Origin of the sequence: Myxococcus xanthus, assembly GCF_013116825.1 — a bacterium.
In the GTDB taxonomy this organism is placed as follows: Bacteria; Myxococcota; Myxococcia; order Myxococcales; family Myxococcaceae; genus Myxococcus; species Myxococcus xanthus_B.
Genome location: NZ_JABFNS010000006.1, coordinates 21,338 through 39,383, shown reverse-complemented (window position 1 = coordinate 39,383; position 18,046 = coordinate 21,338). Strand labels below are relative to the sequence as shown.

General features: G+C 69.7%; 15 protein-coding genes. 2 read left to right on the top strand and 13 right to left on the bottom strand.

What is annotated here, in order from left to right:
* Positions 1–9 precede the first annotated feature (9 nt).
* From HNV26_RS02965 to eno, 5 genes are all read right to left on the bottom strand, one after another.
* Positions 10–1,152 carry a tetratricopeptide repeat protein gene (locus tag HNV26_RS02965; RefSeq protein ID WP_171439854.1) on the bottom strand — a complete coding sequence of 381 codons (1,143 nt, stop codon included), beginning with the start codon at positions 1,150–1,152 and terminating at the stop codon, positions 10–12.
* 15 nt (positions 1,153–1,167) lie between these two features.
* Positions 1,168–2,289, bottom strand: a complete 1,122-nt coding sequence (locus HNV26_RS02960; protein ID WP_171439855.1) for a hypothetical protein — start codon at positions 2,287–2,289, stop codon at positions 1,168–1,170.
* Between the two features lie 62 nt (positions 2,290–2,351).
* A complete protein-coding gene (locus HNV26_RS02955; protein ID WP_171439856.1) occupies positions 2,352–3,287 on the bottom strand; it encodes a LysM peptidoglycan-binding domain-containing M23 family metallopeptidase in 936 nt (311 codons plus the stop codon).
* 2 nt (positions 3,288–3,289) lie between these two features.
* On the bottom strand, positions 3,290–4,078 hold the full coding sequence (surE, locus tag HNV26_RS02950) for a 5'/3'-nucleotidase SurE (RefSeq protein WP_171439857.1): 789 nt from the start codon (positions 4,076–4,078) through the stop codon (positions 3,290–3,292).
* 4 nt (positions 4,079–4,082) lie between these two features.
* Complete coding sequence (gene eno, locus HNV26_RS02945) at positions 4,083–5,381, bottom strand: phosphopyruvate hydratase (protein WP_171439858.1); 1,299 nt, start codon at positions 5,379–5,381, stop codon at positions 4,083–4,085.
* Positions 5,382–5,486: 105 nt separating this feature from the next.
* On the opposite strand from eno, the gene HNV26_RS02940 reads away from it, so the two are divergent.
* Positions 5,487–6,530 (top strand): ADP-ribosylglycohydrolase family protein, encoded by a 1,044-nt coding sequence (locus tag HNV26_RS02940; RefSeq protein WP_436410026.1) that lies wholly within the window; start codon positions 5,487–5,489, stop codon positions 6,528–6,530.
* Between the two features lie 99 nt (positions 6,531–6,629).
* On the opposite strand, the gene HNV26_RS02935 is transcribed toward HNV26_RS02940, so the two are convergent.
* The 4 genes from HNV26_RS02935 to HNV26_RS02920 form a co-directional block, all read right to left on the bottom strand.
* A complete protein-coding gene (locus tag HNV26_RS02935) occupies positions 6,630–6,806 on the bottom strand; it encodes a hypothetical protein (protein WP_002639449.1) in 177 nt (58 codons plus the stop codon).
* 412 nt (positions 6,807–7,218) lie between these two features.
* Entirely contained in the window at positions 7,219–7,644 is a 426-nt protein-coding gene (locus HNV26_RS02930) for a type II toxin-antitoxin system RatA family toxin (protein ID WP_171439860.1), read from the bottom strand.
* Positions 7,645–7,685: 41 nt separating this feature from the next.
* A complete protein-coding gene (glpX, locus tag HNV26_RS02925; protein WP_171439861.1) occupies positions 7,686–8,651 on the bottom strand; it encodes a class II fructose-bisphosphatase in 966 nt (321 codons plus the stop codon).
* Between the two features lie 32 nt (positions 8,652–8,683).
* Positions 8,684–9,112: an acyl-CoA thioesterase gene (locus HNV26_RS02920; protein ID WP_171439862.1), complete on the bottom strand. Its 429-nt coding sequence runs from the start codon at positions 9,110–9,112 to the stop codon at positions 8,684–8,686.
* Positions 9,113–9,210: 98 nt separating this feature from the next.
* Here HNV26_RS02920 and HNV26_RS02915 point away from each other — a divergent pair, with 98 nt between their 5' ends.
* The gene (locus HNV26_RS02915) at positions 9,211–10,824 is read left to right on the top strand and encodes an alkaline phosphatase family protein (protein ID WP_171439863.1); all 1,614 of its coding nucleotides are present in this window, start codon (positions 9,211–9,213) and stop codon (positions 10,822–10,824) included.
* Between the two features lie 140 nt (positions 10,825–10,964).
* Here the strand turns inward: HNV26_RS02915 and nadC are convergent, their stop codons facing one another.
* The 4 genes from nadC to HNV26_RS02895 all read right to left on the bottom strand — a co-directional run bounded on the left by nadC (position 10,965) and on the right by HNV26_RS02895 (position 18,000).
* Positions 10,965–11,849 carry a carboxylating nicotinate-nucleotide diphosphorylase gene (nadC, locus tag HNV26_RS02910; RefSeq protein WP_011554457.1) on the bottom strand — a complete coding sequence of 295 codons (885 nt, stop codon included), beginning with the start codon at positions 11,847–11,849 and terminating at the stop codon, positions 10,965–10,967.
* 11 nt (positions 11,850–11,860) lie between these two features.
* Positions 11,861–15,745 (bottom strand): valine--tRNA ligase, encoded by a 3,885-nt coding sequence (locus HNV26_RS02905; protein ID WP_171439864.1) that lies wholly within the window; start codon positions 15,743–15,745, stop codon positions 11,861–11,863.
* Positions 15,746–15,808: 63 nt separating this feature from the next.
* Positions 15,809–17,068: a motility regulator RomR gene (gene romR / locus HNV26_RS02900; protein WP_171439865.1), complete on the bottom strand. Its 1,260-nt coding sequence runs from the start codon at positions 17,066–17,068 to the stop codon at positions 15,809–15,811.
* Between the two features lie 116 nt (positions 17,069–17,184).
* A complete protein-coding gene (locus HNV26_RS02895; protein WP_171439866.1) occupies positions 17,185–18,000 on the bottom strand; it encodes a chemotaxis protein CheW in 816 nt (271 codons plus the stop codon).
* Between the last annotated feature and the right edge of the window lie 46 nt (positions 18,001–18,046).

The window sequence follows — 18,046 nt, the reverse complement described above, 5'->3', positions numbered from 1 at the left end:
GGGCGTGGCTCAAGGGCACTTCTTGAGGGTGGCGTCAGCCGCCGTCGCCCGCGCGCAGGCGGCCTGCAGGACGCCGGTGTCCTTGAGTTCCCGCGCCAGCTGAGCGGTGGCGACGTGCAGCTCGGCGTCCTTCGCGTGGTCCTGCTCCGCGCTGAGGTTGGCGAGGATGCGCAGCGCGTCCGGCTTGCGGTCCATGGTGGCCAGCAGGCTGGCCAGCTCCCGCAGCTCGCGGATGTCCTGGCCGGACACGGACTCCAGCGCCGCGGCCAGCTCCTCCTTCGCGGCCGCGTCGTCCTTCCTCCCCAGGTGGATACGGGCCAGCGCCACATGGACGATGGCGCGGTCCTTCACGCGCAGGGACTCCTTGTACGCGCTGATGGCGTCCCCGGGCTTGTCCAGCTTCATCTGGATTTCGCCGACGAGCTCCCAGAGCGTGGGATCCCGAGGCGAGCGGCTGGCGGCGTCGCGGTAGGCGTTGGCGGCCTCGGTGAGGTTGCCGGCGCGCACCAGGGCGTCTCCCAGGGTGGCGAGCACGTCCGCGGTGTGGATGCCGTCATCCACGGCCTTCTGGGCGGCGGCCAGCAGCTCCGGGTAGCGCTGCTTCGAGGACAGGACGTCCAGCGCGCGCATGATGAGCGCGGACTTCTGCTCCGGGGAGGGCGCCGCGTTGGACGCGAGCGTGAAGTGCCGCACGGCCGCGTCGTGGTCGCCCTTCTTGAGGTCCAGGTCCCCCAGCGACTCCAGGGCGTTGAAGTCCTGAGGGAAGAGGGCCAGGGCCTTGCGCAGCGAGCTCTGGGCTTCGACCACCTGGCCCAGCTGCGTCTGGATGAAGCCCAGGCGGCTCCAGTTGGTGGAGCGCTTGGGCTCCAGCTTGAGGGCGGCCTCGAACTCGGCGGCGGCGTCCGTCAGCCGGCCCATGGAGAGGTACACCTCACCGCGCGCGGCGGGCAGGCGCGGGTCGTCCGGGGCAATCTGCTTCATGGCCTCGAAGGAGGCCAGGGCGGCGTCGAAATGGCCCTGGAGGTACTCGGCGGTGCCTTTGACGTAGAGGCCCTCCGCGTGGTCCTTCGGTTTGACGCGAGGCGTCTCGTCGTCACAGCCCGTCAGGGCGAGCAGGGCAATCAGGGAGAGGGCGCGCGGTCGCGGGAACATGAGGGGCTCCGAGGCTCAGAAGTGGTACGCGATGCCTGCGTTGAGGTCCAGGTTGAGGCCGTCTCCCAGCTTCGATTCCGACAGCCCCAGCACCACCTGCGCGACGTTGGTGCCCAACTCGACCTGGAAGCCCACCGAGCCGGCGATGAGGTACTCCAGGCCCGCGAAGCCCACGACGGTGGGCAGCGGGCCGGTGGACTGGAAGATACCGAAGTCACCGAAGGACAGCTGCACCCCCAGGCCGAAACCCCAGTAGGGCCGCAGGGACTTCTCCACGTTGTGGTAGTGGCGCGCGCCCACGACGCTGGGCAGCACGTTGAGGCCACTGCGCACGCCGTCCTGCGTGGAGCGCACGTAGCTGAAGCCCACCTGGAGGAAGCCGACCCATTCAGGGTGGAACCAGTAGCCCACCTCGATGTCGCCACCTGGGTTCACGTTGGAGAGCTTCTCGATGAAGTTGTTGTTGACGCGCAGGCCCAGCAGCAGGCCCCCGCCCCCCGTGCGCGAAGAGCCCCCCAGCAGCGGGCGGGCCGCCACGGACTCCTCCGGCGGGGCGAGCGCGGCGAAGAGCTGGTCGGAGACGGCCTTCGCCGTGCGCAGCAGGTCCTCCGCTTCCGGGGCCTCCGCGCGAGGCCGGGCAAGAATCCGCCCGCCCGCGGCGTCCAACAGGTTGGCGGTGAGCAGGTACTGGTCGCCGAAGCGGTCCAGGCGGCCGGCCACGACGTAGCGGGCGCCGGTGAGGGCCACGAGTTCCTGGAGGCAGTCTCCCCGGTCACACGTCTTGAGGCCCTGGAGTCGCTGCTGGCGCTCGTCGTCCAGGGCGGCCTCGACGTCCCACTGCGAGAGGACTCGCAGCCGCGGCGACTCCGCCAACCGCGAGGTGATGAGCGAGGTGACGCCCGGCGCCGCGTCGCGGCCCGCCTCGTTGGCCTCCAGCATCAGCACCGCCACGACGACAGGCCCGGCCGCATCGGCCGTGCTCGGCTGGACCTCGGCGGCCCGTGCCACAGGGGCTGGCGCCTGGGCATGCGCCGCCGAAGCCAGCAAGACGAAACAGGAGAGCCACCAGGACACGAAGCGCGACACGGGCCGGCACTCTACCTTCACCCGGGCCCGGCACCGAGGCCCAGACTTCACACGACGTAGCGCCCTGCCCCGCCGCCTGGAGCAGGAAGGCGGACGGGCCCGTGCCGCCTCGCCTACGAGGAGGGCATCGGCCCCAGAAAGTCGAGCGGGTCCACCGACTTGCCGTCCAGGCGCACCTCGAAGTGCAGATGGGGCCCGGACGTCCGGCCCGACTCGCCGACGGTGGCAATCACCTGCTCGCGGCGCACCTTCTGCCCGGTGCGCACGCGCAGGTCGCGGTTGTGCGCGTACAGGGTAATCAACTTGTTCGTGTGCTCGACGATGACGATGTTGCCGTAGCCACGCTGCTCACCCGCGTAGAGCACCGTGCCTTCCTGCGCCGTCTTCACGGGCGTCCCGGAGGGCGCAGCCAGGTCGATGCCGTCGTGCGGCTCCTTCCCCTTCTTCCCGAAGCGGCCGTACAGGACGCCTCTCATGGGCCAGTCGAGCTGCCCCTGCGTGGCCACACGAGGCCGGCCCGCGGCGCTCGCCGGACGCGACAGGGACCGGCTGCGCGACGGGGGCTCCTCCCGGCGCCCCGAGGTCGGCACGCTGCGCCGCCCCCCAGCCGACGTCGAGGTCCGTACCGGCTCCGGGTCCGCCTCCGCCAGGGCCCGCACGGGCACGCTGCGCTCGACACCGGGGATGGTGAGCTCCTGCCCCACCGCCAACGCCCACGGCGCCTTGATGCCGTTGGCCGCCCCCAGTTCCTCCACCGTGAGGCCGTAGGTGCGGGAGATGCGGTACATCGTCTCGCCCGGTGCCACGGTGTGGCGCACGGCCACCAGCTCCGGTTCGTCGTGGACGCCCCGCAAATTGAATGGCAGCGGCGTGGTCCGCTCCGCCGCGCCGGTGACATCCGCCGTCTCTTCCTCACGCGAAACGGCGTCCAACCCGGTGTCCGGCCCGGCAACGGAGGATGCCCGGGTGCCCACGCAGCCGCTCATCAGCACGGCCAGGAGGAACACCCGGAGCGCCCCACGCGCTCGGCTGGACACGGACGGCGCCAACGCTAGGCACCGTCCGGTTCGTGCCGGTTGAAGCCATTGACCTGCCAACCGGAGAGGTCCGGAAGCCGGCCATGGTCCGTCAGCTCGAAGTGCAGCGGAGTGACGGAGACGCGCTTGTCCCGGAACACGGCGTTGCAGTCGCTGCCCGGGATGTCCTCGTGCTGGTAGTCGCTACCGCCAATCCAGTAGTACTTCCGGCCACGAGGGTCTTCGTTCTCCACGACCTCGTAGCCGTACGAGTGACGGCCCTGGCGGGTGATGACGTAGCCCTCCGGCTCCACGCCCCCGGGGATGTTCACGTTGAGGAGCATCCGCGGCGGGAGAGGACGCGACAGGGCGCTGGACACCAGCGAACGGGCGAACCGGGCCCCCGGCGCGAAGTCGAAGTTCCGCCGGGCCACCAGGCTGAAGGCAATGGCGGGCACGCCCAGGAGCGCACCCTCCATCGCCGCGGCCACCGTGCCGGAGTACATGATGTCTTCGGCCAGATTCGCGCCGTGGTTGATGCCGGAAACCATGAGTACCGGGCGATCATCCTTCAGGAGATGGTTGATCGCCAGATAAGCGCAGTCCGCGGGCGTTCCGTCGACGGCGAACCACCGCTCCCGCACCTCCTTGATGCGCAGCGGCCGGTGCAGGGAGATGGCGTGGGAGGCGGCGCTCTGCTCCCGGTCGGGAGCCACCACCCACACCTCCCCCAGGGGGCTCACGGCCTCGACCAGCGCCTGGAGCCCCTCTGAGAAATAGCCGTCATCGTTGGAAACCAGGATGCGCTTGGGCTTGTCGCTCACGGGCTCACTTCTTCTGGTTCAAGGCGCGGAACACCGACTTGCCAGCGTAGCGGGCCGCGGCCCCCAGCTCGCCTTCGATGCGCAGCAACTGGTTGTACTTGGCCACGCGGTCGGAGCGGGACGCGGAGCCCGTCTTGATCTGCCCGCAGTCCAGCGCCACGGCCAGGTCGGCGATGGTGGTGTCCTCCGTCTCGCCGGAGCGGTGGCTCATGACGGACGTGTAGCCGGCGCGGTGCGCCATGCGCACGGCGTCGAACGTCTCCGTCAGGGTGCCAATCTGGTTCACCTTCACCAGGATGGAGTTGGCCGTGCCCGTCTCGATGCCGCGGCCCAGGCGCTCCACGTTGGTGACGAAGAGGTCGTCGCCCACCAACTGCATGCGCGAACCCAGCGCGTCGGTGAGCTTCTTCCAGCCCTCCCAGTCATCCTCCGCCATGCCGTCTTCGATGGAGACGATGGGGTAGCGCTCGGCGAGGCCCCGGTAGTACTCGAGCAGGCCGGTCGAGTCGTACTCCTTGCCCTCGCCCTTCAGCTTGTACTTCTTGCTGCCCTTGTCGAAGAACTCGCTGGCCGCCACGTCCAGGGCCAGGAAGAGCTGCTCACCGGCCTTGAAGCCCGCCTGGTCGATGGCCTCCATGATGAGCTTCAGCGCCTCTTCGTTCGCCGGCAGGTCCGGGGCGTAGCCGCCCTCGTCGCCCACGCCCGTGGCCAGCTTGCGGCCCTTGAGAATCTTCTTCAGCGCGTGGAACACCTCGGCGCCCCAGCGCAGGCCCTCCGCGAAGGAGGACGCACCGGCGGGCACCACCATGAACTCCTGCACGTCCACGCGGGTGTCCGCGTGCGCGCCGCCGTTGAGGATGTTCATCAGCGGCACCGGCAGGGTGCGCGCCTGCACGCCGCCCACATAGCGGTACAGCGGCAGCCCGTGCGCGTCCGCCGCGGCGCGAGCGGCCGCCATGGACACCGCGAGGATGGCGTTGGCGCCCAGCTTGCCCTTGGTGGCGGTGCCATCCAGCTCCAGCATCCGCTGGTCCACCGCGAACTGATCCGCCGCGTCCATGCCCACCAGCGACGGCGCGAGCACGTCGACCACGTTCTTCACGGCCTTCTGCACGCCCTTGCCCAGGTAGCGATGCTTGTCGCCGTCGCGCAGCTCGATGGCCTCATGCTCACCGGTGGACGCACCGGACGGCACCGCGGCGCGGCCACGCGCGCCTCCGGCAAGCTGGACCTCCGCCTCCACGGTGGGGTTGCCACGGGAGTCGAGCACTTCGCGCGCCAGAATCTGAGAGATCTCGGTCATAGGCTGCGTTTCTAGAAGAGCCCCCCGGGTCGGGCAAGCGTGCTCGCGGCCCACGCTGCTACAGTGTCCACCCGTCGAATGCCTCCGCCCCAACGCCGCCCCGCCTTGAAGGGGCCTGACCCATTGCTCGCCCAACGGCGCCGCGGCGCGCTGCTCGGCATGGCCGTGGGCAACGCCCTGTCCGTCCCCACCGCGCACCGGCCCTTCATGGCCGTTCCCTTTCCCAAGCAGGCGGAGGGGCCCTACATGAAGTTGATGGGCGGCGGTCCGCATGAGCTGCGCCGCGGCCAGGTGACAGAAGAGGTCCAGCTCGCGGCCTGCCTGAGCCACAGCCTCCGGGCCATGAAGCGTTACGATGCCGCGGACGCACTGCGTCGTTACCGCGCCTGGCAGCCGCACGCCTTCGACGTCAGCGAGCCCATGACGGAGGTCTTCGAGGACTGCCAGACGTCGGGATTCCCGCCCCTGGGCGCGGGCAGGCGCGTGTGGCTGCGTGCGTACCGGAAGCCCGCGGACCCGGGGAGCCTGGCCCGCGCGGCGCCGCTGGGCGTGTACCTGGCGGGTGACGCCCACGCGATTGTCCAGGCCTCGCTGGAGGACTCCGCCCTCACCCACTTCGACCCGCGCTGCCAGCTCGCCTGCGCGGCCTTCAACGCGGCCATCGGCCATGCCGTCACCCATGGCGCGGGCCTCAAGGCCGCCGACCTCATCCCCGCCGCGGAGTCGGGCCTGTTGCTGGCCGGCGCGGCGCTCGGGCGTTCCGCCAGTGACTACGTGCAGGAGGTGTCCTTCGCCGCGTCGCTCCTGCGCGAGGACCTGGCCATCGCCCAGCAAGAGGACCCGATGCTGTACGGGCCGGAGCTGCACCTCCACCGCCCCCTGCACGCGGTGCGCGTCGCCTTCCGGCTGGCCTTCTGGGAGCTGCTCCACGCCCCCAGCGCCGAGGCCGCGCTCCTGGACGTCGTCCACCGGGGCGGCGACACGGAGGCCCACGCCACCATCACCGGCGCGCTCGTGGGCGCCTTCCATGGCGAGCAGGCCCTGCCCGAGGAGTGGCGAAGGCAGGTCCTGGAGGCCCTGAGCACCGTCAAGGGGCCGCTGTGGGATGTCTACCACCCCCGGCACCTGCTGGCCCTGAGCAACGCCTGAGTGTGCTTGAATGCGCGAAGCCCGCGGGGCCGTCCTGGGAAGGACCGCCACCGCGGGCTCGGGGACACACTGGCGCGGCCGTCAGGCCGCTCGCCAGGGTCAGGACAGCAGGTCGATGACCACTACGCCCCGCTGGGGCTTGTCGTCTTCGGTCTCCGTGCGGCGACGCGGGCGGTCATCCGGCACGGGGAGCGGAAGCTCCACCACCGGCCTGTCATGCTCCTCACGGCGGCGCTCACGGCGCTTGATTTCTTCAATGATGAAGGCGTCGAGCATGGGTCTTCCGTCTCCCTCAGCCTACGTACCCCGATGTACGCCCATCCCGCCCCAATACCATTTCCACCCATTTCAGATGCAAATTAAGAACCCCGGTTCCGCGCTGGGTACGTTGCAGCCATCTCGCACGGTTGCTCGTATGCCACCCGACACCCGGGCCAGGGCACCCAGGGCAGAAATGTCGTGGAGGCCGAAAATCCGTCGGGATGGTGTTCATTTTAATGCCCTCGGAGCGGCCCGCAAGCAGACCGTCCCATGGGCATACTCCTCGTATCCGGCGTCGCAAGCCCCTTCGATTCGGCCTCGTCTGCCCGCCTGCTGCGACGCGCGGAGCATCCGGGTCTCCGAAGACTCCTGACGGCCGGCGGGCGATGGTGGAGTCGCCCGCCAAGAAGCCGCCCGGAGGTGTGACTCAGGGCGCCTCGAAGCGGCGCTTGAAGGCGTCCAGCATCTTCGGCAACGAGGTCTCCACCAGCGCGGAGACGACGCTCTTGGGCACCAGCGCGCCCAGGGCCATCTCCACGGTGTAGGTGGCCTTCGTCTTGCCCTCGCCCTCGGACACCAGGACCCAGCTGCCCTGGTTGTCCTTCATGAACTCGCCCTTGACGTAGGTCCAGGACATGCGAGTGGGCCGCTCCTCCGTGACGTGGATGGAGTAGTTGATGGTCTTCACCACATCCACCTTGTAGTGGACGTCCACCGTGTTGCCCTTGCGGTTCTCGGTCCGGATGCCCTTCACCTCGGGAAGGAACTCCGGGTACCGCTCGTACTGGGTGATGACGTCGAAGACCTTCTCGATGGGGGCGTTGACGATGATGGTTCGCGAGGCGCCAGGCATGGGTGTCTCCAGGGGACGTGAGTCAGGGTGGGAGCTGCAGCCTAGAAAGCGTACCCCGGCTTCTTGTCGAACTTGTGCACCGACTGGATGAAGCGGACGGTGCCTGTCTTGCTGCGCATGACGACGGAGTGCGTCTCGCATCCACCGCCGAAGAAGCGCACGCCCTTGAGGAAGTCGCCGGTGGTGACGCCGGAGGCGGCGAACATGACCTCGCCCTTGGCCAGCTCCTCGGCGGTGTAGATCTTCGAGATGTCGGTGATGCCCATCGACCTGGCGCGGTCGATTTCACCCTGGTTGCGAGGAACGAGCCGGCCCTGCATGTCACCGCCGGTGGCGCGGATGGCCGCCGCGGCGATGACGCCCTCAGGCGCGCCGCCGATGCCCATCAGCACCTCCACGCCCGTGTCCTCGAAACACGTGGCGATGGCGCCGGCCACGTCACCGTCCTCGATGAGCCGGATGCGAGCGCCCGCCGCGCGAATCTCCTTGATGAGGTCGGTGTGACGCTCGCGGTCCAGCACCACCACGGTGAGGTCTTCCACATAGACCTTCATCTTCTCCGCGATGGCGCGGAGGTTCTCCGTGGGCGTCTTGCGCAGGTCGATGGCGCCCCGGGCGCGCGGGCCCACGGCCATCTTCTCCATGTACGTGTCTGGGGCGTTGAGCAGCCCGCCCTTGCCCGCCATGGCCACCACGGAGATGGAACCGGGACGGCCGTAGGCGCACAGGTTGGTGCCCTCCAGCGGATCCAGGGCGATGTCCACCTCGGGCGCACCGTCGCCCCGCTTGCCCACCTTCTCGCCAATGTAGAGCATGGGCGCCTCGTCACGCTCGCCCTCGCCGATGACGACGGTGCCATCAATCTGCAGCGCGTCGAAGGCGCGGCGCATGGCGTCCACGGCGGCCTGATCCGACTCGTCCTTGCTGCCGCGGCCCATCAGTCGAGCGGAGGCGATGGCCGCCATCTCGGTGACGCGCACGACCTCCATTGCCAGGTTGCGATCCATGTGTGTGTGCTCCTTGCGTATGCCGGAAGGGTTCAGGTGGAAGAGGAAGAGCCCGGGGAAGGCTCGGTCGTTTCGAGCAGCCGGATGAGGGAGCCCGGCAGCCGCGTCGGCTTGCCGTCCCGCCCCACGCAGGCGTGACGGGTCATTCCGGTGCAGAGCAGCGTGCGTGGCGCACCGTCACGAAACAGCGCGTAGGTGAACACGATGGAGGCGCGGCGCAACTCACTCACGGTGGTTTGGATGACCAACAGATCGTCGTAGCGCGCGGATGCCTTGTACTGACAGCTCGCCTCGGCCACGGGTAGCAGGGCACCAGAGCGCTCCAGCTCGGCGTAGCTGCCACCCCGGGCGCGGAAGTACTCACTGCGCGCGAACTCGAAATAGCGGAAGTAATTCGCGTAGTAGACGACACCCATCTGATCCGTGTCGCCGTAGATGACGCGAAGGCGGGCCTCGACCATGAATCGAGCGACCCTAACAGCGTGATGTGCGGCGTCCAAGCAGTGACACGCGTTGTTGGTTGCTTCTCACCATCCCGGCGGAGAAGGTTCTCATCCCAATGATCCGCGCACTTTCCCTCGCCGTGGCGCTGGCCACCCTGCCCGCTTTTGCCCGACCTCCCCGGCTGACGCTCGTCATCAGCGTGGACGCGCTCGGCAGCGACGTGTTGCTACGCAACCGTCCGCGCCTGAAGGGCGGCCTGCACCAGCTGCTCAACCAGGGCGCGTACTTTCCTTATGCGCGCTACGGCTACGCCGAATGTCGCACCGCGCCCGGCCACGCCACCCTCTCCACGGGCGCCAACCCCTGGCGGCACGGCATCGTGGACAACCGGTGGGTGGACCGCTCGACGATGAAGCGCGTGATGGCCTTCGCGGACGCGGCCCACCCGGTGCTGGAGGTGCCGCTGAAGCCGGGCCAGGACTCCGGCCCCGCCCACCTCATGGTGGAGACGCTGGCGGACCGGCTGCGCGTGTCGACGCAGGAGCGCGGCAAGGCGGTGGCCTTGTCCATCAAACCCCACGCGTCCATCGCCCTGGCCGGGCGTGCGGGACAGGCGTGGTGGTTCGACAAGGGCGAAGGGAAGTTCGTCACCGGCACCTGGTACACGAAGGAGTTCCCGGCGTGGCTGAAGGCGCTGAACGCGCGGAAGCTGCCGGAGGCGTCCTTCGGCAAGAAGTGGGAGCTGATGCGGCCGGCCGCGGAGTACGTGGGCGAGGACGAAGGCCTCGCCGAGGCGGACGTCCATGGCCTGGGCCGCACCTTTCCCCATCCGCTGGACGGCGGGCTGCCGTCGCCGGGCCCTGCCTTCTACCAGGCGTTCGCCCTCTCACCGAACTCGCATGACCTGCTGGTGGAGGCGGCCAAGGCGGCCATCGCCGGCGAGGGGCTGGGCCAGGACGACGTGCCCGATCTGCTGTCCGTGAGCTTCAGCGGCACGGACCTGGTGTTCCATGAGTACGGGCCCTACTCGTGGGAGATGCAGGACACGCTGCTGCGGCTGGACAAGGCGATGGGCAACCTCATCGCCGCGGCCGAGCGCGCGGCGGGGGGACGCGGCAACCTGGTCATCGCGCTGTCCGCGGACCACGGCGGCGCGGCGATGCCGGAGCAGTGGGCCGCCAAGGGGCTCGCCGCGAAGCGGGTGAGCTCGGGGGAGCTGGCGGCGAGCCTGACGCAGGCGCTGCGTCAGCAGTTCGGCGGCGACGTGACGGCCACGCTCGAACAGCTGGACGTGTACCTGGGCGGCAAGACGCACCAGGGCGGCGCGGTGGACGCGGCGGTGCGGCGCGCGGCGGCGGCGTGGCTGGCGAAGCACCCGTCGGTCATCACGGCCGTGGCCCATGATGACCTGTTCACCGCGCCGGACACCGAGGGCTACCTGACGCTCATGCGCAAGAGCTACTACCCCGAGCGCAGCGGCGACGTGCTCTTCATGCTCCGGCCCTTCCACATGCTCCACTACATCCCCACCGGCACCAGCCACGGCACGCCGCATTCCTATGATTCACAAGTGCCCGTCCTCTTCGCGGGCAAGGGCGTGAAGCCGGGCATGTACCTGGAGGAGATCGACCCCGTGGACTTCGCCCCCACCCTGTCCGCGCTGATGGAGATGGGCATGCCCGCTTCGGCGGAGGGCAAGCCCCGCTCGGAGGTCCTCACGGGCAAGTGAGCGAACGCGTCAGCGTGCGTGGCGGACACGCGCGCTGACGGCGCGATCCGTGAAGGACAGGCTCCGCGCGTCCAGGCGGGATGCCGGGACGCTCTTCGACGCGGAGGCGCTGGAGCCAGGAGCGCCTCCGTGTCCGCGCGCTACGCCGGCTTCGGCTGCTTGCTGCGCGCGGGCCGCTTCGCCGCGGCGGTGATTTCCAGCGACAGGTCCATGGCCCGCGCGGAGTGCGTCAGCGCGCCCATGGACACGAAGTCGATGCCCAGCTTCGCCAACCGGGGCAGCCTATCCAGCGTGACGCCGCCCGACACCTCGAGCGGCACACGACCCGCCGCCAGCTTCACGGCCTCGCGAATCTGCGCGTCATCCATGTTGTCGAGCATCACCACGTCAGCGCCGTGCTCGATGGCCTCCGCGAGCTGCTTGAGGTTGGTGACCTCGATTTCGACCTTCGTCAACCGAGGCCCGTTGAGCTTCGCGCGGCGCAGCGCCTCCGCGATGGAGCCACCCACGGCGGCGATGTGGTTGTCCTTGATGAGGACGCCGTCGAAGAGGCCGAAGCGGTGGTTTGAGGCACCGCCCATTCGGACGGCCTCCTTGGCCACCGTGCGCATTCCCGGCGGCGTCTTCCGCGTGTCCAGGACGCGCAGATTGGAGCCACGCACGGACGTGACGGCCTGCTGCGCCAGCGTCGCGATGCCCGCGGCACGCTGCACGATGTTGAGCGCGGTGCGCTCCGCCGCGAGCAGCGAGCGCATCCGGCCGTGACACCGCGCGGCGACCATCTTCGGTTTGATCTCCTGACCGTCGCGGCGCAACAGCTCCACCTCGACGTTCGGGTCGACCGTCTTGAAGACACGGACGAAGGCATCCAGTCCCGCGAGCACCAACTGCTCCTTGGCGACCAGTTCCGCGCTGCCCTCGTAGTCAGGAGGGATGAGGGCCTGCGAGGTGACGTCACCCGCCGCCCCCAGGTCCTCATCGAGTGCGAGCGCGATGAGCCGGTCGAGGTAATCCTGCTGCTGCACGTCTCCTCCTGCTACCGCCGGGCCTTTGCCCGCGCCTTGGGTTTCGCCCCGGTGCCCTTCTTCGCGGGAGCCTTCCGGCCCGCCGCCTTCTTCACCGGCTTCTTGCTGGCGGCAGCGACCTTCTTCGCGGCCCCCTTCTTCATGGCAGCCTTCTTCGCGGCGACCTTGGCCGGAGCCTTCTTCGCAGCGGCCTTCTTCGCAGCGGCCTTCTTCGCAGCGGCCTTCTTCGCCGCGCCCTTGGCAGGCGCCTTCTTCGCGGCGGACTTCTTCGCAGCGGCCTTGGCCGGAGCCTTCTTCGCGGCCGCCTTCTTCGCCGCGCCCTTGGCCGGAGCCTTCTTCGCAGCGGCCTTCTTGGCAGCGCCCTTCGCGCCCTTCGCCTTCAGGGCCGGCGCCTTCTTCGCGGCGGCGGGCGCCTTCTTGCCCGCGGCCTTCTTCGCGGGACGTGCCTTCACCGGAGCGGCAGGCGCCTCGTCCTCGCCGGAAGCGGAGACAGCCTCCACCACCGCGTCCTTCGCGATGGACGACGCCTTCTTCACGGCGGCCAGGGTGGCCTTCACCACGGCCTTCGCGGTGGAGGCCACCGTCTGCTCGGCGGCGGCGGGCACCTCACGGGCGTCACCACCGGCGCGCGCCGTGTTGAACTCCCGCATCGCGTCGTCGACGAGGCCCATGCTCATGTACGCAACGCCGAGGTCATGATGGTCGGCCGGAGACAGGCCTTCCTTCGTCCCCGCGCGCAGCTTCTCCAGGGCGTCCTGCACCTGCGGATCCGCGGCTTCGGGCACGCCGCCCACGGCCTCGAACTCGTCCTTCAGCTCCTCCGCCAGGTCGACGTTCCCCTCCGCTTCCGCATCCGGCGCGACCTTCACCTCGGCCGGAGCAGCGGCAGGCTCCTCCTCCTCGGTGGACTCGGCGAGCGTCTCGTATTCAGCGCCCCCCTCGGCCGGAGGCGGCGTCTCTAATGGAGCAACGCTCCCGGGCGGCGTGCTGGGCTCCGTCGCGACGTCGGCTTCGGTCGCGATGTCGGCCTCGGCCGGCTCAACGCTTTGGGTCGGCGTGCTGCTCTCGGACGGCGGCGCTGCGGGCATGGCGGGCTCCGGGGCAATGCGCTGCAGATGGTCCTGAAGCTTGGCCTTGCGCTCCTTCAACTCCTCCACGCGGGCGCGGTCCTTCTCGACCACGTCCGGGGGCGCCTTGGCCACGAAGTTGGGGTTCTCCAGCTTGCGCAGCACACCGGCGGCCTCCTGCTCGGTGCGCGCAATCTCCTTGCGGAGGCGGTCGCGTTCCGCGTCCAGGTCGATGAGACCCGCCAGCGGCACGTAGATTTCCAGGTTCGTGCCCACGAAGGCGGCGGCCTGCGGCGGCTTGGTGCCGGGCGCGCCAATCTCCACCTCGGAGAGGCCGGCCAGCGGCATCAGGTACGCGCGCCAGCGCTCCAGCAGCTCGCGCGTGCGAGCGTCCGGGCTCTGCACCACCGCCTTCACCTTCGTCGCGGGCGACAGGTTGCTCTCGCCGCGGATGGTGCGCAGGCCCTCGATGGAGGCGATGACCGGGGCCATCTCCGCCTCGGCGGCCTCGTCCACCAGGTCCGCGTCGGGCTCCGGGTACGACGCGATCATGATGCTGTCCACCGACCGGGACATCGGCAGCTTCTGCCAGATCTCCTCGGTGATGAACGGCATGAACGGGTGGAGCAGCCGCAGGATGCGATCCAGCGAGTACACCAGCACCGCGCGCGCGGAGTCCTTCGCCTGCTCATCGGTGCCGTAGAGCGAGCCCTTCGCCAGCTCGATGTACCAGTCGCAGAACTCGGCCCACAGGAACTGGTACAGCGTGGACGCCGCCTCGGCGAAGCCGTACGTCTCCAGCGAGGCGCGGGCCTCGGTGGTGGCGCGCTGGAGCCGCGAGAGAATCCAGCGGTCCGCCAGCGTCAACGGACGCTCCTTCAGCGGACGCTCATCCAGCGTGAACTCGCCCATGTTCATCAGGGCGAAGCGGCTGGCGTTCCACAGCTTGTTGCAGAAGGCCTTGTAGCCAGCCAGCCGGTCCATGGACAGCTTGATGTCCCGGCCCTGCTGGGTGAGCGACGCAAGCGTGAAGCGCAGCGCGTCCGCGCCGAACGCCGGCATGCCCTGCGGGAACTTGTTCTTCAGCGTCGGAGCGAGCTTGTCCGAGCTGGCGCCGAGGATGACGTCCAAGGGGTCGATGACGTTCCCCTTCGTCTTGGACATCTTCTCGCCCTTCTCGTCGCGCACCATCGCGTGCAGGTACACGGTGCGGAAGGGCACATCCCCCATGAAGTGCAGGCCCATCATCATCATCCGGGCGACCCAGAAGAAGATGATGTCGTGGCCCGTCTCCATGACGGACGTCGGGTAGAACGTCTGGAGGTCCGGCGTGTTGCGCGGCCAGCCCAGCGTGGAGAAGGGCCACAGCGCGGACGAGAACCACGTGTCCAGCACGTCTGGGTCCTGGATGAACGTGGCGCCGCCGCACTTCGGGCAGGACGTGGGCTGCTCACGCGCGACAATCGGCTCCGCGCGCGCGAAGTCCACGCCGCCCACCTTCACCGTCGCGGCATCCAGCGGCAGGTCGGAGTCGTCACCCTGACGCGGGCTGCACGCGGTGCAGTAGTACGCGGGAATCTGGTGGCCCCACCACAGCTGGCGGCTGACGCACCAGTCGTGGATGTTGCGCATCCAGTGGAAGTAGGTGTTCGTCCATGACTCGGGGACGAACTTCGTGCGGCCCTGCTCCACCGCCTCGATGGCCGGCTTCGCCAACGGTTCAATCTTCACGAACCACTGCGGCGACAGGCGCGGCTCCACCACCGTGGTGCTGCGCTGGCACGTGCCGACGGACAGCTTGTGCGGCTCCTCCTTCTCCAGCAGGCCCTGCTCCTGGAGGTCCGCCAGCACCTGCTTGCGCGCCTCGAAGCGATCCAGGCCGGCGTACTTGCCGGTCTCCTTCGTCATCCGGGCCGATTCATCCAGGATGGACAACATCGGCAGCTGGTGACGCAGGCCCGTCTGGTAGTCGTTGAAGTCGTGCGCGGGCGTGACCTTCACCACGCCGGTGCCGAACTTCGGATCCACCAGTTCGGCGTCCGCGATGATGGGAATCTCACGGCCGCTGAGCGGCAGCACCACGTGCTTGCCAATCAGGTCCTGGTAGCGCTCGTCCTCCGGATGGACGGCCACGGCGGTGTCGCCCAGCATCGTCTCCGGGCGCGTGGTGGCCACGGTGAGCGTGCGGTCGGTGTCCTTCACCGGGTAGCGGATGTGCCAGATGGAGCCGTTCTTCTCCTGGTGCTCCACTTCCAGGTCGCTGAGCGCCGTGTGGCACGAAGGGCACCAGTTGATGAGCTTCTGGGCCCGGTACATCAGGCCCTCTTCGTACAGCCGGACGAAGACCTCGCGCACCGCGGCGGAGGACGTCTCGTCCATGGTGAAGCGCTCGCGGCTCCAGTCCAGGGACGCGCCCAGGTAGCGGTGCTGCTCGCCGATACGGGCGCCGAACTTGCCCTTCCACTCCCAGACGCGCTCCAGGAAGGCCTCGCGGCCCAGGTCGTGGCGGCTCTTGCCCTCCGTCTTCTTCAGCTCCTTCTCCACCACCATCTGCGTGGCGATGCCGGCGTGGTCCGTACCGGGGAGCCACAGGGCGTTGAAGCCGCTCATCCGCTTCCAGCGGGTGAGGATGTCCTGGATGGTGGCCGTCAGCGCATGGCCGATGTGCAGGCTGCCCGTGACGTTGGGCGGCGGCAGGACGATGGAGAACGGCGGCTTGTCGGAGGGCGCCTCGGCGCGGAAGTAGTTGCGCTCCAGCCAGAACGCGTAGCGCCGGGCCTCGACCTCAGTGGGCTCGTAGGCCTTCGAAAGTTCAGTGGTATCGGTCATTGAAAACGGCCGGCCCCGGAGACCGGGGCCGGCAAAGGTCAGGAGGTTACGGCGCCAGGCGCCTCAGTGCTGGGTCTCTCGGTCCTTGATGAGCCGCTCGAGCTCCTCGCGGATGATGGTCTCCGCCAGCTGCGGTACCACCTCCCAGGCAATCTTCTCGATGACCTCGCGGGAAGCCTTCGAAAGCGCCTCGCGCAGCAGGGCCTCGCCCCCGTCCGCGGCAGGCGCACGGGCGCTCGCCGGCCTGGCCGCGACGGGCGCGGGGGTGGCGATGTCCAGCGAGATCTCCTCCGCGTCACCCTGGTCGGGCAGCGAGTCCTCGATGCTGATGGACGGCTGGGCCGCGGCGGGCGCGGGCGCCCCCAGACCGAACGGATCCCTGCCCCGCGCGGCGGGCTGCGGCGCCGCCCCAGGAGGAGGCTGCGGCGCGCCCACCGGCGGACGCGCGAAGCCACCCGGCGCGGGACCACCCGGCGGAGGCGGCACACCCGGACGCGCCACGGCGCCCGGCGGCATTCCCGGACGCGGCGGAAGGCCCGGCGCGGGGCCACCCGGCGGAGGCGGCACACCCGGACGGGCGCCCGGCGGCATCCCAGGCCCCGGAGGACGCGCGCCCGGAGGCACGCCCGGGCCAGGAGGACGCGCCATGCCCGGCGGCATCCCAGGTCCCGGAGGACGCGGCGCGCCCGGCGCCCCCGGCGGCGGCATGCCCGGCCCCGGAGGACGCGCCATGCCCGGCGGCATCCCAGGTCCCGGAGGACGCGCGCCCGGCGGCATCCCAGGCCCCGGCGGACGCGGCACGCCCGGCCCCGGAGGAACACCCGGACGGGCCCCCGGCGGAGGCGCGGGACGGGCCCCCGGCGGAGCAGCGGCGGCGACGGGCGCGGGCGCCGCGGCGGGCTGAGGGGCCGCGTGGCGCACCTGCGTGGCGGCCGACGCGGGCATCGTGTTGGACTTCTGGCCGACCAGCGCCTTCACCTTGTCGAGCAGCACCTGGCTCTCGAAGGGCTTGGTGACGTGGTCATCGGCGCGGGCGGCGCGAGCGCGGTTCTCGTCGAACGCCTCGAACGTGCCGGCCAGCAGCACCACCGGGATGCCCTGGGTGGCCGGGTCGTTCTTCAGCGCCTCGCAGACCTCATAGCCGCTCTTGCCCGGCATCATGACGTCCGCGAGGACGACGTCCGGACGCAGCTCGCGGGTGCGGGAGATGGCGTCCAGCCCGTTGTCCACCGCGGTCACCTGAAAGTCCTCGGTCGCGAAGATCATCCCGATCACCTTGCGGATGGTGAGCGAGTCATCGGCGACCAGCAGATTCTTGGGCATCGGTTCGGGCCTCGGGGAGCATCCACTCCCCTGAATTCGTTGGTGATTCCCGCCGCGAGGGTTGACTCGCGGCAGTCTGACAAGCGGGGCAGCTTACGAGTTGCCCTCTGGGACGATCAAGAAAACATGCGTTGCAGGTCCAGGAACGCCACAGGCTCGCTCAACCCGGTAGCACGGAAGCTCCCCGCGGTGTCGTCCGGCTCGAATCGTTGCATGACGCCGAGCACCCGCGTGGCCGTCAGCCCCACGTTCCGCCCGGCCAGCTCCGTGAGGACGATGAAGGACTCCGGCACAGGCGCTTCCCCCAGCAACGCGGGGACCGAGCAGACAGGCCACAGCACCTGATCATGCGGAAAAATACCGGCCACCGGTCCACTCGGCACGGGCAGGACGCAGAAGGCCTCTCCCCGGCTGATGACCTGCGACACCAGGCCCAGGGGGACTCCGAACAGTCGCCCCTGCGACTCGAAGACGAGCGCGCGGTCCGGAGCCGCCTCCGCCCAGTGCACGGGCCGGGCGGCGACCGTCGCCGCCATCGAACCCACCCGGTGCGGCAGCGCCTCCGCGATGAGCTCCAGGTACAGCCGCGACTTGTGCAGCACCGCGCCCCGGCTCAGCGGCGCCAGCGAGTCCGCCAGTCCCGGTGGCAGCAGGAAGAACGGCGCGCGGGCCACGTCCGCCACCTCCACCACGGAGCGCACGCGCACCGCCAGGGTGGGACTCACGTCGAGCACCACCACCATGCCCGGGCCATCCTCGGGCGGCCCGCCCAGCAGCGCGCAGAGGTCCTTCACCTCCAGCACACCCCGCAGGCTGCTGCCGTTGGCGCCCGGCATCGCTACTTCCATGACAGACGTCGCTTCCACGGCGTAACGGGTTTCCCCGGCCTCAACGAGAAGGCAGAGCCGACGGCCGCTTTCGAAGGGGGACACGGGGGCCGACCCTAGCAGCCTTCCATCGGTTGGTGCTAAGCCGATG